Here is a 14,466-nt window from a genome sequence, read left to right as displayed (position 1 = left end):
ATATCAAGTCCCCATATAAGTTTAAGTGAGCCGTGAAAAAGCCCATTCCAAAAAGCCATCGTTCGACATCTGGCGCCGTTCGCAGCGCCGCACGTTGACAATCGGACCGAGCGCCAACGACGGCCAACCTCCCGCCATTACCCCCCAGGTAATGGATTCCCGGCCAGCCTTGGCTATCATCCCTCCATGAGCACCCTCTCCCTCCCCCAGACCATCCCGCCCGGCACATCGTCGGTCAGCCGCACCGTCGGCGAATTGCTGCGCGAATGGCGGCAGCGGCGCCGGATGAGCCAGTTGTTGCTGGCAACAGAAGCCGATATCTCGACCCGCCATCTGAGCTTCGTCGAATCGGGCCGCGCGCTGCCGAGCCGCGAAATGGTGATGCACCTCGCCGAGCGTCTCGAGGTGCCGCTGCGCGCCCGCAACGCGCTGCTGGTCGCGGCCGGCTACGCACCGCTGTTCCGCGAGCGGCCATTGACCGATCCGCAACTGAGCGCCGCACGCGAAGCGGTGGAACTGGTATTGAAGGGACACGAGCCGTATCCGGCACTCGCGATCGACCGCCATTGGACGATCGTCGCCGCCAACCGCTCGCTCGCGCCGCTGGTCGGCGCGGCGAGCGCGGCCTTGCTGGAAGCGCCCGTCAACGCCCTGCGCCTGAGCCTGCATCCGGAGGGTATCGCGTCGACCATCGTCAACTGGCATGCTTGGCGCGCTCATGTGCTGGCGCGCCTGCAGCGCCAGGTCGAAGTCAGTGCCGACGACACGCTCGCCGCCCTGCGCGACGAACTGGCCGCCTACCCGACGCCGCCCGGCGCACAAAGCGCCGACGAAGACAGCAACGCCATCCTCAACCAGATCGCCGTACCGCTGCGTCTGCGTACGCCGCTCGGCGTGCTGTCGTTCTTCAGCACCACGACCGTGTTCGGCACCCCCGTGGACGTCACGCTCTCAGAGCTCGCGATCGAGGCGTTTTTCCCTGCCGATCCGCAAACCGCCGCTGCCCTGCGCGCCTACGCAGAAGATCAGGCCGCGTAACCAAACCGCAGCCGAAAACCGGCGAGCCGTGATGAACGGCCACGCGCCGCGCACCTTGCCGCCCTGGTAACATGCGAGCTCCCCCAACACCCTGCACATGGAGACACTCCGATGGCGCCTGCCCCGCTGATCCGCCAACTCAACCCGGCCGACCGTGACGCTTTCTTCCAGTTACGTCTGCGCGCCCTGCTGGCGCACCCCGAGTCGTTCGGTCAGAGTCATCAGGAGGCGCTCGAGAGAGGCCCGCAGCACTACGACGCCGTACTGCAAGGCGCACGAGCAGCTGAAGGCAATTTCGTGCTCGGCGCATTCACGGCGGAGGATCAAGCGCTGATCGGCATGGTGGGGCTCACGCGACAAGAACCGATCAAGGACCTGCACAAGGCTTCGGTCGTCGGCATGTATGTCGCGGCTGAAGCGGCGGGTCGCGGCGTGGGACGCGCGCTGCTCACCGAACTGCTGGCGCGCGCCGATCGCGTCGAGGGCTTGCGGCAAATCCAGCTGGTCGTCGCCAGCAAAAACGACGCGGCTCGCCGTCTCTATGAATCCGTCGGTTTCCGCCCCTACGGACGGGAAATCGAGGGGCTGTGCGTCAACGGCGTATTCAGCGATCTGGACCTGATGGCTCGGTTTATTTGACAACTGCACTGACAACTGCGCCCACCAGGTCCGCTGCAACGCCTGTCCCGTCTGGAGTTGTCATATCCATTCTTAACATGGGGTCCTCGTGTCAGGCAGCCTGCCTGTCCTCAGAGGATGCCCGATCAAACGGGGCAAACGCATCGGTCAGTCGCCCCACTCGCCCCACATGTAATCTCACCCGCCGTCAGCCCGACCGACCGGTCGGGCTGACCGTCAGTGCAAACCTGCTACGAGTTACAATTGCGGCCCGAGTTTGTAACTGGGGCCGCACCGAAGTGTTACAGCTTCATTTGTCCCCGTAAGCCTCCCGGCGAGCAGTAGTTATTACTGAAAATCTCAAATCCTTTCTTTTAGCTTTCTATTTGAATTGCCTATTAGGGTTATCACAGGCAATCAAGGCAATTTCCTCAGATCATTTCAAAGAAAGCCGCCACACAAGGCCTGAGGCCCACTGCGCGCGGTTCGCACGCGCCGGGAAGCCGACGCCGCAGCTTCTATTACGGCACCGTGAAAGAGTTACCGGGAAATGTTGTATTTTTGTGAGATATTTTTTTGAGAAGGTATTGATTTCCTGAAATCCACTTCATACAATTGCTTCCAAGGTGTTACGAGTTGTAACACCTTGTATCAAAGAGTCAGGACCGGTATCAAGAAGTGAATGTAGCCGGAGGTCATCAGTGTCCGGCTAGGGTACAAAAAGCATAACGGCGCAAAAAAGCCGACATAGCAATTCGGGGCTTCGGAAACACAAAAATGGACCGTAGCAGCGAGACGCGGGAGTCTATCCGCGAGATTAATTTGTCTTACATCATGCTCGCACAACGTATGTTGCGCGAGGACAAGCCTGTCGGGATGTTCCGCTTGGGCCTGTCGTCGGAACTGGCCGATTTGCTTGCCGGGCTGTCGCTCGCGCAAATCGTCAAACTGGCCTCTTCCGATCAGCTTCTGTGCTTTTTCCGTTTCAACGATCACGCCATGTTGTCGGCGTTGACGCAGACGAGCAAGCACGCAGAAGTAGCGCCGACGCATGCGGCTATCCTGTTGGCCGGCCAGCCAGCAGAGCAATTCGCTTAACGAGGTGACTGCGATGCTCAAGCGAAGCCTGACGGAAGACGCGCAGGAAGTGTTTCGCGCCATTGCTCTGATCGAGCTCGGCGCGCGCATGCAAGTGCTCGAGAGCGAATTGACGCTGTCGCGCGACCGCATGATTCGCCTCTATCGCGAGGTGAAGGGCGTTTCGCCGCCCAAGGGAATGTTGCCGTTCTCGGCGGACTGGTACATGACGTGGCTGGCTAACATCCACGCCTCGCTGTTCTATAACACGTACCTGTTCCTCAAGAAGGAAGCGCGTTGTTCGCATCTGGACGCGCTGACGAAAGGCTACCGGCTGTATCTGGAGCACTGCAAGCACAGTGACACGGAACCGGTGCTGGACCTGACGCGTGCATGGACATTGGTACGTTTCTTCGACGCCGATATCCTGCAACTGACGCCGTGCTGCCGTTGCACCGGCAAGTTCGTCGCACACAAGCACGACTTGCAGCACAACGTCGTATGTGGTGCCTGCCAGCCGCCGTCGCGCGCCGGCAAGACCAAGAAGGCCGCCGCAGCGGCCAGGCTGGAAGCGCAAGAAGCGCTCGAAGCTACGCAGATCGCGGAAGCCGCCTGAGCCGACCGTTGTCCGGTTGGCTCATTCGAAGCCGGCTTCCGGCGCCGCTCTCCAAGAGCGGATCGCGCTCAGCCCAACCACCCCACTGTCTGCACGACCAGCCAGAGGTTCGCCGCTGTAATCACAACAAACAGCGCCCACGTGATCAAGCGCGTCGGCAGGCGGTTGGCGAATTCGCCCATCAGGGCACGGTCGTTAGTCATACGGATCAACGGATAGAGGGCGAACGGCAATTGCAGGCTCAGCACCACCTGGCTTGCGACCAGCAGCGTGCCCACCGCGCCGTTGCCGAGCGTCTGCACGCCGATCAAGGCGGGTATCAGCGCAAGCGCTCGCGTGATGAAGCGGCGCTGCCAGCACGGAATCTTCAGCTTTAAAAAGCCTTCCATGATGACCTGGCCAGCCACTGTGCCGGTGAACGTCGAACTTTGCCCCGACGCCAGCAGCGTGATGGCGAACAGCACGGCCGCAAAGCCGGTGCCGACGATCGGCGCCAGCAGCCGGTAAGCGTCTTCGATTTCCGTGACCTGGTTGTGCCCGGTTGCGTTGAACGCGGCCGCCGCGAGAATCAGGATCGCCGCGTTGATCAGCAGGGCAATCACCAGCGAGACGATCGTATCGAGACGCGACAGGCGAATGGCCGAGGCAATGCTGCGCGAATCGCGCTTCACCGCGCGGGTCTGCACGATCGACGAATGCAGATACAGGTTGTGCGGCATCACCGTCGCACCGAGGATGCCGATTGACAGGTAGAGCGGCTCGCGCGCGCTGACGGCGTGCCACGACGGCACGAGTCCCGCCATCACGGACGGCCAGTGCGGATGCACGAGTACCAGTTGCACGATGTAACCAATGCCGATGGTGGCGATCAGCCCGAGAATGATCGCTTCGAGGTCGCGGAAATTCTTGCCCTTCAGGCCGAGCACGATCAGCGTATCGAACGCCGTCAGGATCACGCCGGTGGTCAGCGAGCACTTGAACAGCAAGTGAAACGCGAGTGCGCCGCCGAGCACTTCGGCAAGGTCGCAGGCAATGATCGACACTTCGGCAAGCAGCCATTGCACGCGGGCGACGGCCGGCGAGTAGCGGCTGCGCGACAGTTGCGCGAGATCCTGGCCGGTTGCGATGCCGAGCCGCATGCTCAGGCACTGCAGCGCGATCGCCGCGAGACTCGACAGCACCACGATGAACAGCAGGCTATAGCCGTAGCGCGAGCCGGCTTCGATATCGGTGGCCCAGTTGCCGGGGTCCATGTAGCCGATCGAAATCAGCAGGCCGGGGCCGGCGAACTGCATGATCCGCTTCCATAACGGCGCGCCCTGCGGGACGGCGACCGTGCCCTGAACCTCGGATGGGCAAAACGGTGCGGTAGCGGTAGTCGGTAGATTGAATGGCAAGCCGGTGACCTCTTGAGGTAGACGTAGCAGCGGCGCCCAGTTTCGGGCGCCGCAGACGGCCTCAAGTGTACAAAGAAACGTCCGGCAATGTTCCACTTAGCGCGTAGCGGCCTACGTCACGCACGCGGTAGTCAAGCGGATCGTGCAGCGTATGGACGCGGGCATTGCGCCAGAATCGGTCGAGTGCAAGCGGTGCGTGCGTGGCACGCGCCCCGCAGGCATCAAACAGGTTCTGGCTGACTTCGAGCGCCGCCCGGTGCGCGAGAATCTTCGCTTCGGAGGTGGCGAGCGCCACGTGCGCCCGTTCTTCGGCGCTGAGCGCGGCGCCCTTTTGCCAGGCGTTCTCGAGGGCTTGCGCGGCACGCTCGGTCAACGCTTCCGCGCTCACCGTCTGCAGACGCATTTCGCCGAAGCGCTGGATCAGATACGGATCGTCCGTGGCCTTCTCCACGCCGGAGCTGATCCAGGGCCGCCCATTCTGCGTCACGTAGCGGCGCGCTTCTTCCAGCGCCCCCTGCGCAATGCCGACGAACAGGTTGGTCAGCACCAGTTGCGACACCAGCGTGCGTAACGTGGCGTGCGGCGTGGGGGGCGCTTCGGAACGGTGCAGGACTTCGTCTGCTTCGATCTTGACCTGGGCAAACGACACGCTGCCGCTGTCGGTCTGCCGCTGGCCGATCGGATTCCAGTCTTCGTTCACGGTGATGCCGTCACGCGTGGTCGGCACCACGGCGAAAATCGGCTTACCGGTCTGCGGGTCGTGCGCCGAGACAGTCATCATCTGCGAGCCGCGCGTGCCGGAGCAAAAGCCCTTCTGCCCGTTCAGACGGAAGCCGCCGTCGGAGGTTGCGGTCGCAACCAGGCGGGTGTCGAGCGGATTGACGGCGTTGCCCCACCACCAGCGCGCCTCGACGGTGCCGCGCAGATAACGGGCCCGTTGCGCCGGATTGCCCCACACGTCGACGCTCACCACTTGCAGGCACTGGAAGCCAAGCAGATGGGCGAGCGCGCTATCTACGCGGGCAATTGCGCGAATCGTTGCGTAGATCGCAGGCCAGGGCGCACCCGCACCGCCAAACTCGCGCGGCACGGCAAGCGTGAGCAGGCCCGCATCGGCGATCCACTGTTTTTCCTGAGCGGCATGGCCGCCGTCGCGATCGCGCTCGGCTGCAGTGGCGCGCAATGCGTCGAGCAGCCCGGTCAGATCGCCAATCGCCGCTGACGCTTGCCCGTCGAACGACGCTGGATGGCCCGGTTCGTTCATGGAGTCTCCAGATGACAAGCGGAAGATGATAAACCGCTGAAAATCGGCGGTCTACCAAGGGATGTTGGAAAGGAAAGTGGCAAACGCGATATGCGGCGAGGGCCGCACCGAGGGTGGGACTGAGCCGGAGAAAGGCACGCGAGGCGCAAAGGCCATCCACGCAAAGGAAGACGCAACGAACTGCGGCAAGGGGCGCAATCGACTGGCCGCCCCTTGCCGCTTGACTACTTACCGCCTAAAAGCTCACTGCTTCGCTACCTGCTGCGGCGCATCCTTCGCAGCAGCAGATGCAGTGGTGACAACCGGGGCAACGGCCCCAGCACCTGCAACCGGAGCAGAAGCAGCCCCCGCCACCGGCACATCCGACGCCCCTGCTTCACCCCATCCACCGCCCAGCGCGCGAATCAGATTGACCGTCGACACCGCCTGCGTGCCCTCCAGATGACTCGCCTGCAGTTGCGACTGCAACACCTGCCGCTGACTGTCGATCACATCCAGATAGCTGACCTGCCCTTCCGTGTACTGCGTCTGCGACAGATGCGACGCCCGTTGCGATGCGTTCACCGCATCGTCCTGCGCCTGGATCTGGTCGTCGAGCAGTCGCAGATCGGAGAGGTTGTCCTCGACTTCCTTGAACGCCACCAGCACCTGCTGACGATACTGCGCCACATCTTCGTCGTACTTGCCGCGCGCCTGGGCCAGATTCGCCTTGCGACGGCCACCGTCAAACAGCGGCAACGTCAACGCCGTGCCGGCAAACGGCCCGAGCAGGAAGGTGCGGCTCGACCACATGAACAGATCGCCCAAGGTAGCCGACTCATACCCAAGCGCACCGGTGATGTCGAGCTTCGGGAAGAACGCCGACTTCGCCAGCCCGACGCGCGCATTCGCCGCGGCCATCGCACGCTCGGCGGCCGCCACGTCCGGACGGCGTTCCAGCAAGGCCGACGGTAACCCCGGCGGCACCTTCGCCGTCACCGGCACGAGCGGCGTTTCCGGGAACGAGAAGTTCGCCGGCGCCTTGCCGAGCAGGATCGCGAGGCTATGCTCGGACGCGGCCCGTTGACGCGCCACGCCCACTGCATCCGCACGCGCGCTAGCCAGTTCGTTGCGGGCCTGCGCCAGATCCAGTTCACTGATGTCGCCTTCGTTGAAACGCCGCTGGATCAGCTTGAGCGTGTCTTCACGCAGCGTCACCGTCTGGCGATACAGGTTCTGGTCGGTATCGAGCTCGCGCAACTGGAAGTAGTTCTGCGCGACGTCCGCCTGCAACGCGAGCTGCACCGAACGGAACAATGCTTCGCTCTGCTGCGCATCGGCCTGGGTGGCGTTCACATTCGAGCCGACCCGTCCGAACAGATCCGTTTCGTACGACACCGTGCCATCCGCGCGCCACAACGTCGTGGTTTCCGGGCCGTTGCTTTGCGGCAGGAACTGCGAGGCCGGCGAGACCGTTTCGCGCGTCGGTCCGAAGCCCGCATCGAGCTTCGGGAACCAGTCCGAGCGGGCCGCCTTCAACGACGCCCGCGACTGCTGCACGCGCGCCGCCGCGGCCTTCAGGTCCTGGTTAGCGGCAGCCGCCTGCTGTTCCAGATCGTCGAGCGCCGGGTCGCCGAAGATGCGCCACCATTCGCCGCGATGCGCGTCGTCGGCCGGTTGAGCCGTTTTCCACGTGCCCGCGTCTTGCGGTGCGATGACCGGCGCTTCCTTGAACGCTGCCGACGTATCGACATCGGGACGCTTATAGGTCGGCTCCACCGAGCAGGCTGCAAGCAGCGCTACCAGCAAACCACTGGCTGCCGCCCGGCCCCACCCTGGTAATGATTCAAACCGTTTCATTGTTTTTCTCCTCAAGCGTCCGTGACCGGCAACGCGTAGTGCGGCGAGTCTTTTTGCGCGACGTGAATCTTGCCGCCGGCAAGCGTACGCAGCACCACATAGAACACAGGGGTCAGCATCAGGCCGAACAGCGTCACACCCAGCATGCCGAAGAACACCGCGATACCCATCGCATGACGCATCTCCGAACCCGCCCCGCTCGACAGCACCAGCGGCACCACGCCCATGATGAAAGCGATCGACGTCATCAGGATCGGGCGCAACCGCATGCGGCTCGCTTCGATCGCCGCCGACAGCGGCGTATGTCCGTCGTGTTCGAGTTCGCGAGCGAACTCGACGATCAGAATCGCGTTCTTCGAGGCCAGCCCCACCAGCACCATCAAGCCGATCTGCGTGAAGATGTTGTTATCGCCGTGCGTGAGCCAGACCCCGGTCAGCGCAGACAGCAAGCTCATCGGCACGATCAGGATCACCGCGAGCGGCAGCGTCAGGCTTTCATACAGCGCAGCCAGCACCAGGAACACCAGCAGCACGCTGATCGGGAACACCCACATGCCCGCATTGCCGGCGATGATCTGCTGATACGTCAGGTCGGTCCATTCGAGCTTCACGCCACGCGGCAAGGTTTCCGCCGCCACGCGCTCCGCCGCGGCCTGCGCCTGGCCCGACGAATAACCGGGCGCCGGTCCACCGTTGATGTCGGCCGCGGTGTAGCCGTTGTAGCGCACCACCATTTCCGGACCGAAGGTCGGCGTCACCGTCACCAGCGAAGACAGCGGCACCATTTCGCCCGCGGCATTGCGCGTCTTCAGTTGCCCGATGTCGTCGGCACGTTGACGGAACGGCGCGTCGGCCTGCACCCGCACCTGATACACCCGGCCAAAGCGGTTGAAGTCGTTCACATACAGCGAGCCCAGATAGATCTGCATCGTGTCGAACACGTCCGTCACCGGCACGCCCAATTGCTTGGCCTTGACGCGGTCCAGATCCACATTCAGTTGCGGCACGTTGATCTGATAGCTGGAGAAGGTCGGCCCCAGTTCAGGCGTCGTGGCAGCCTTCTTGATGAACGCTTCCGTCGCCTTGTTCAGCTCCGCGTAGCCAAGCGCACCGTGATCCTCCAGCTGCATCTTGAAGCCGCCCAGCGTACCGAGACCCAACACCGGCGGCGGCGGGAACACGGCCACGAACGAATCCTTGATCGCGCCATACTGCTGGTTCAGCGCGCCCGCAATCGCACCGGCGGAGAGCGCCTTGCTGCCGCGATCCTTGAACGGCTTGAGCGTGACGAACACGATGCCCGCGCTCGAGCTATTGGTGAAGCCATTCACCGACAAGCCCGGAAACTCCACCGCGCTTTCGACACCCGGCTGCTTCAGCGCAATCGCGCTCATATCGCGGATCACCTTTTCGGTGCGGTCGAGCGAGGCGCCGTTAGGCAACTGCGCGAAGGCGATCAGGTATTCCTTGTCCTGCGCCGGCACGAAGCCGCCCGGCACGATACGCGTGATCAGCACCGTCGCGCCGAGCAGGATGGCGTAGACCGCCAGCATGCCGCCCTTACGGCGCAATACGCCCTGCACGCCCTTGCCATACGCAGTCGAGCCGCGATGAAACACCTTGTTGAAGCCCTTGAAGAAGCGGCCGAACACGACGTTCATCCCCCGCGTCAGCCAGTCTTCCTTGGCGCCATGGCCGCGCAGCAGCATCGCGGACAGCGCCGGCGAGAGCGTCAGCGAGTTGAACGCCGAGATCACCGTCGAGATCGCGATGGTCACCGCGAACTGCTTGTAGAACTGACCCGTGAGACCCGTCATGAACGCGAGCGGCACGAACACGGCCACCAGCGTCAGCGCGATGGCGATAATCGGCCCGCTCACTTCCTGCATGGCCTTGTACGTCGCATCGCGCGCACTCAGCCCCGCTTCGATATTGCGTTCGACGTTCTCCACCACCACGATCGCATCGTCCACCACAATCCCGATGGCGAGCACCATGCCGAACAGCGACAACGCGTTGATCGAGAAGCCGAACGCCAGCAGCAGCGAGAACGTCCCGACAATCGACACCGGCACCGCGATCAACGGAATGATCGACGCACGCCACGTCTGCAGGAACACGATCACCACGATCACGACCAGCGCAATCGCTTCGAGCAGCGTGTGAATCACGGCCTCGATACTGGAGCGCACGAACTGCGTCGGGTCATAGACGATCTGGTAGTCCACGCCTGCGGGCATGTCTTCCTTCAGGTCCTTCATTGCCGCACGCACCTGATCCGAGATCTGCAGCGAGTTCGCGCCCGGCGCCTGGTTGATTGCGAGCGCCACCGCCGACTTGTTGTCCAGCAGCGAACGCAGGCCGTATTCCGACGCGGCCAGTTCGATACGGGCAATGTCGCGCAGATACGTCACCGCACCATCCGGCGCGGTCTTGACGACGATGTCGCCGAATTCGCCGGTGGTCTGCAAACGGCCACGCGCATTCACGGACAACTGCAACTGCGTGCCCGGCAACGACGGCGACGAACCAATCTGACCGGCTGCCACCTGAATGTTCTGCTCGCGGATGGCGTTGACCACGTCAGTGGCCGTCAGGCCGCGCTGCGCGACTTTCTGCGGATCGAGCCAGATACGCATCGCGTAGTCGCCCGAGCCCCACAACTGCACTTCGCCCACGCCCTGGATACGCTCCAGCCGGTCCTTGACGTTGAGCAGCGCGTAGTTGCGCAGATACGTCATGTCGTACTGGTTGTTCGGCGAGATCAGGTGGACCACCATCGTCAGCGTCGGCGAGCTCTTGATGGTCGTCACGCCGAGACGCTGCACGTCGTCCGGCAGGCGCGGCAGCGCCTGGTTGACGCGGTTCTGCACCAGCTGCGTCGCGAGGTCCGGATTGGTGCCGAGCTTGAACGTCACCGTCAGCGTGAGGTTGCCGTCGCTATTGGCCTGCGACTGCATATACAGCATGTTTTCCACGCCGTTGATCTGCTCTTCGAGCGGCGAAGCCACCGTTTCGGCGATCACCTTCGGGTTTGCGCCCGGATACTGCGCGTGCACCACCACCGAGGGCGGCACGACTTCGGGGTACTCGGAGATCGGCAGCCTGAAGAGCGAAATGATGCCCGCCAGCAGGATCAGGACTGATAGCACGCCCGCAAAGATCGGCCGGTCGATGAAGAATTTGGATATGTTCATGAGAGGCTCTGAAAATTAAAGCGCTGGGAAGCGGCGCGCAGGAAGCAACCGTTAAGCACGCGGCTCACGAGCTCTTCTGCGTTTTCGCATGTCCCTGCGTCTGTGCGACCGAGGCGCTGTCCGCATCGTCGTCGCCGCTCATCGGCACGGCGTGGGCACGCACCGTCTCGCCGGGACGCACACGCTGCGTCCCGTTGACGACGATCCGGTCGCCGCTCTGCAGGCCCGACTTGACGACGCGCAGACTGCCCTGCATCGCCCCGAGGGACACCTCGCGGTAGACCACCTGATCGCTCTTGTCGACCACGAACACGAACTTCTTGTCCTGATCGGTGCCCACCGCGGCATCGTCGATCAGCAGCGCCGGATGCGGCGCGCTGCCGCTCACCTTGACGCGGGCGTACAGACCCGGAATCAGTGTGCCGTCCTGATTGTCGAAGCGCGCGCGCACGCGGATCGTGCCGGACGAGGTATCGAGCTGGTTGTCGACCGAATCGATCACACCGGTGCGCGAATAACCCGACTCATCGGCAAGCCCGAGCTGGACCGGCACCTTGGTGCCGTCCTTCTCGCGGCCGATGTATTGCAGGTAGGTCTGCTCATCGGCATCGAACGAGGCGTAGATCGGCGAAACCGACACCAGCGACGTCAGCGCCGGCGCACCGGCACCCGCGGAAACCACGTTGCCCACGGTGATTTCGGCGCGCGAGACGCGGCCCGACACCGGCGCGACCACCTTGGTGTAGCCCAGGTTGATCTGCGCGGTTTCGAGCGCGGCCTGCGCGGCCTTGACGTTGGCGCTCGCGCCGCGCGCGGCGTTCTGCTTCTCGTCGTAGTCGCGCCTGGCGATGGCGTTATCGCCGATCAGGCGTTGCGCACGCTCCCAATCGCTCTGCGTATAACCGGCTTGCGCCTGCGCAGCAGCCAGTTGCGCCGCGGCGCGATCCACTTCGGCCTGGTACGGGCGCGGATCGATCACGAACAGCGTGTCGCCCTTCTTCACGAGCGCGCCGTCCTTGAAATTCACCGACACGATCGTGCCCGACACCTGCGGGCGCACCTCGACCTTCTCGACCGCCTCGAGGCGCCCCGAATAGGATTGCCAGTCAGTGATGGTTTTTTCGATCACGGCCGCCACGTCCACTTCCGGCACGATGGTCGGCGTGGCCTGCGCGGGCGAGCTCGCATCGACGCGAATCGCGCCGAACGTGCCGAGCCCGGCAATCACGACAACAGTCAGAACGGCTAGCGCCAGACGATGGCGCTTGGTAGAAAAAATAGACATGTACGGCTCCCGTCGTTGTTAGTTAGTTGGATTGAAATCGGTTTATCGGTGGGCGCGCGCGTCGAAGCGCCACTGAAAGAAGCGCACCGCTTCCTGCAACGCGGCCGGATGGTCGGCCAGCGCGGCGTGCGAGACGCTCGGATAACGGACCACCTGGGTCAGCACACCCGCATCGATCAGGTTGCTGGCATATTTCTCGGCCTCGACGTGCAACACGTCGTTTTGCGCGGTCGCAATCAGCGTGGCGGGCAAACCCGCCAGACGCGCCGATTCGAGCGGCGCGGCATACGGATGCATGCGCTGCGAGGCTTGCGGCAGATACGCGCGATAGCAGGCCGCGCACTCCTTGGCGGTGATGTCGGAGCCGAGCCGCTGTTCGTCGCCAAGGCGCGTCAGGCTGGGGTCCAGCATCGGGCCGAACAGCGCCTGCGCGCCGATCCGCACATCGCCGCGGTCGCGCGCGATAAAGGCGAGGCAATTGGCGAGCTGGCCGCCCGCGTCGTGCCCCGCGACGCCAATATGTTTGGTGTTGCCGCCGAACGCCCGGGCGCGGGTCTGCACCCACAGCGCCGCGCGGTGCGCATCTTCGGGCGCGGCGGGAAACGGAAACTGTGGCGCGAGCGAGTAGCCCACCGAGACGACCAGCGCCGGTAAGTGTTCTGCGAAATAGCGCGCGGCGAAGTCGGCCTCGCCCAGCGAGCCGCGCACGAAGCCGCCGCCGTGAAAATAAAGCAGCACAGGCAGCGCACTTTTGCCGCCCGGACGATACAAACGCAACGTGATGTCCTGCGCGTGCCCCTCGATCGTCACGTCGGTCACATCGAGTGCCGTGCGCGCCGACGGTGCATCGGCCACCTGCGCAACGTCAGGCGGCACAAAGGAGGAGTACGGCGGTTTGAATGCATTCATATCGAACAGCGCAATACGCATAGAACTGGAATGGTGTGAATTGTGGGTTCGGCAGACTCCTAAATAAATGCCTATAATCCGGCAACACAATTCGGCATGCCCAAACAATCGAATTCGCACCCCGGCCAAACCGGGCTAATCCTGCCTATTCGACTGGCGTTGCGGGCCGCCGGCCCCTTTTGGAGGTTAGCCATGGACCGTCTTCAGGCCATGCAGGTGTTCACCCGTGTCGTCGACACCAACAGCTTCACCCGTGCCGCGGAAACGCTCGATCTGCCGCGCGCCTCGGTCACCACCATCATCCAGAACCTCGAATCGTTTCTCGGCACGCGCCTCATGCATCGCACGACGCGCCGCCTGTCGCTCACGCCGGACGGCGCCGCCTACTACGAGCGCTGCGTGCGCATTCTGGCGGACGTCGAGGAGACCGAAGCCAGCTTCCAGAGCGGCAACAAGAAGCCGCACGGCAAGCTGCGCATCGACATGCCGGGCTCGATCGGTCGCCTGCTGGTGATCCCTTCCCTGTGTGAATTCCACACGCGCTACCCGGATATCGACCTGCAGCTCGGTCTGACCGACCGCCCGGTCGATCTGCTGCAAGAGGGCGTGGATTGCGTGGTGCGGGTCGGCGCGCTGCAGGATTCGTCGCTGGTGGCGCGCCGCATCGGCATTTTCGAAGGCGTCACGTGCGCGGCGCCCGAATATCTGCAGAAGTACGGCATGCCCCACACGCTCGACGATCTGGAGACCCACTGCGCGGTGAATTATTTTTCGAGCCGCACGGGGCGGGTGATCGACTGGGCCTTCAAGGTGGACGGCAAGGAAGTCGAGGTGAAAATGAAGGGCACGGTGTCGGTCAACGACGCGGACGCCTATGTCACCTGCGGTCTGGAGGGTTTCGGCCTGATCCAGCCGGCCCTCTTCATGGTGCTGCCGCATCTGGAGTCGGGCCAACTGGTCGAAGTGCTGCCCGAACTCAAGCCGCTGCCCATGCCGATTTCGGCGGTCTATCCGCACAGCCGCCATCTGTCGCCGAAGGTGCGCGTGTTCGTCGACTGGATTGCGGAGTTATTCGACCGCTGCCCGTTGCTGAGCGGCCGCTGCAGTCTCGACACGCCTTGCACGAAGCGCACCTTCGAGCAGCGCGAATCGTCGCCGGTGCTGGATACGCCGGTGATGACGGAGTGGGTCGCCTGAGCCACCCCACCCCGCACTGCACGACGCGG

11 protein-coding genes are annotated in these 14,466 nt (G+C 63.5%); 5 read left to right on the top strand and 6 right to left on the bottom strand.

From position 1 onward, the window contains the following. Positions 1-186 precede the first annotated feature (186 nt). The 4 genes from P3T42_RS09990 (at position 187) to flhC (ending at position 3,349) form a co-directional block, all read left to right on the top strand. Complete coding sequence (locus P3T42_RS09990) at positions 187-1,038, top strand: helix-turn-helix domain-containing protein (protein ID WP_429305901.1); 852 nt, start codon at positions 187-189, stop codon at positions 1,036-1,038. Positions 1,039-1,149: 111 nt separating this feature from the next. Continuing rightward, the gene (locus P3T42_RS09985) at positions 1,150-1,677 is read left to right on the top strand and encodes a GNAT family N-acetyltransferase (RefSeq protein WP_429305900.1); all 528 of its coding nucleotides are present in this window, start codon (positions 1,150-1,152) and stop codon (positions 1,675-1,677) included. Between the two features lie 756 nt (positions 1,678-2,433). Beyond that, complete coding sequence (gene flhD / locus P3T42_RS09980; RefSeq protein ID WP_074294685.1) at positions 2,434-2,754, top strand: flagellar transcriptional regulator FlhD; 321 nt, start codon at positions 2,434-2,436, stop codon at positions 2,752-2,754. Between the two features lie 13 nt (positions 2,755-2,767). After that, the gene (gene flhC, locus P3T42_RS09975) at positions 2,768-3,349 is read left to right on the top strand and encodes a flagellar transcriptional regulator FlhC (protein WP_074294684.1); all 582 of its coding nucleotides are present in this window, start codon (positions 2,768-2,770) and stop codon (positions 3,347-3,349) included. Between the two features lie 68 nt (positions 3,350-3,417). Here flhC and P3T42_RS09970 read toward each other — a convergent pair whose 3' ends face one another. From P3T42_RS09970 to P3T42_RS09945, 6 genes are all read right to left on the bottom strand, one after another. Further along, on the bottom strand, positions 3,418-4,746 hold the full coding sequence (locus P3T42_RS09970; RefSeq protein ID WP_429305899.1) for an Nramp family divalent metal transporter: 1,329 nt from the start codon (positions 4,744-4,746) through the stop codon (positions 3,418-3,420). Between the two features lie 61 nt (positions 4,747-4,807). Further along, positions 4,808-6,010, bottom strand: coding sequence for an acyl-CoA dehydrogenase family protein (locus tag P3T42_RS09965; protein WP_429305898.1), 1,203 nt, complete (start codon positions 6,008-6,010; stop codon positions 4,808-4,810). Positions 6,011-6,253: 243 nt separating this feature from the next. Beyond that, positions 6,254-7,849, bottom strand: coding sequence for an efflux transporter outer membrane subunit (locus tag P3T42_RS09960; protein WP_074294681.1), 1,596 nt, complete (start codon positions 7,847-7,849; stop codon positions 6,254-6,256). Between the two features lie 11 nt (positions 7,850-7,860). Then, entirely contained in the window at positions 7,861-11,046 is a 3,186-nt protein-coding gene (locus tag P3T42_RS09955) for an efflux RND transporter permease subunit (RefSeq protein ID WP_429305897.1), read from the bottom strand. Between the two features lie 64 nt (positions 11,047-11,110). Further along, on the bottom strand, positions 11,111-12,331 hold the full coding sequence (locus P3T42_RS09950; RefSeq protein WP_074294679.1) for an efflux RND transporter periplasmic adaptor subunit: 1,221 nt from the start codon (positions 12,329-12,331) through the stop codon (positions 11,111-11,113). Between the two features lie 42 nt (positions 12,332-12,373). Next, positions 12,374-13,240: an alpha/beta hydrolase gene (locus tag P3T42_RS09945; protein WP_074297158.1), complete on the bottom strand. Its 867-nt coding sequence runs from the start codon at positions 13,238-13,240 to the stop codon at positions 12,374-12,376. Positions 13,241-13,432: 192 nt separating this feature from the next. Here P3T42_RS09945 and P3T42_RS09940 point away from each other — a divergent pair, with 192 nt between their 5' ends. Continuing rightward, a complete protein-coding gene (locus P3T42_RS09940) occupies positions 13,433-14,437 on the top strand; it encodes a LysR family transcriptional regulator (RefSeq protein WP_074294678.1) in 1,005 nt (334 codons plus the stop codon). The last annotated feature ends 29 nt before the right edge of the window (positions 14,438-14,466 follow it).

The sequence above is a fragment of the Paraburkholderia sp. GAS38 genome (assembly GCF_050434965.1).
Lineage (GTDB): Bacteria > Pseudomonadota > Gammaproteobacteria > Burkholderiales > Burkholderiaceae > Paraburkholderia > Paraburkholderia phenazinium_A.
The sequence above is the reverse complement of the archived record's forward strand: the minus strand, read 5'-3'. Positions and strand labels throughout refer to the sequence as shown.

Coding starts and splice junctions, on each gene's coding strand:
- P3T42_RS09990 (WP_429305901.1), top strand. CDS start 187: ATGAGCACCCTCTCCCTCCCCCAGACCATCCCGCCCGGCACATCGTCG.
- P3T42_RS09985 (WP_429305900.1), top strand. CDS start 1,150: ATGGCGCCTGCCCCGCTGATCCGCCAACTCAACCCGGCCGACCGTGAC.
- flhD (WP_074294685.1), top strand. CDS start 2,434: ATGGACCGTAGCAGCGAGACGCGGGAGTCTATCCGCGAGATTAATTTG.
- flhC (WP_074294684.1), top strand. CDS start 2,768: ATGCTCAAGCGAAGCCTGACGGAAGACGCGCAGGAAGTGTTTCGCGCC.
- P3T42_RS09965 (WP_429305898.1), bottom strand. CDS start 6,010: ATGAACGAACCGGGCCATCCAGCGTCGTTCGACGGGCAAGCGTCAGCG.
- P3T42_RS09960 (WP_074294681.1), bottom strand. CDS start 7,849: ATGAAACGGTTTGAATCATTACCAGGGTGGGGCCGGGCGGCAGCCAGT.
- P3T42_RS09955 (WP_429305897.1), bottom strand. CDS start 11,046: ATGAACATATCCAAATTCTTCATCGACCGGCCGATCTTTGCGGGCGTG.
- P3T42_RS09950 (WP_074294679.1), bottom strand. CDS start 12,331: ATGTCTATTTTTTCTACCAAGCGCCATCGTCTGGCGCTAGCCGTTCTG.
- P3T42_RS09945 (WP_074297158.1), bottom strand. CDS start 13,240: ATGAATGCATTCAAACCGCCGTACTCCTCCTTTGTGCCGCCTGACGTT.
- P3T42_RS09940 (WP_074294678.1), top strand. CDS start 13,433: ATGGACCGTCTTCAGGCCATGCAGGTGTTCACCCGTGTCGTCGACACC.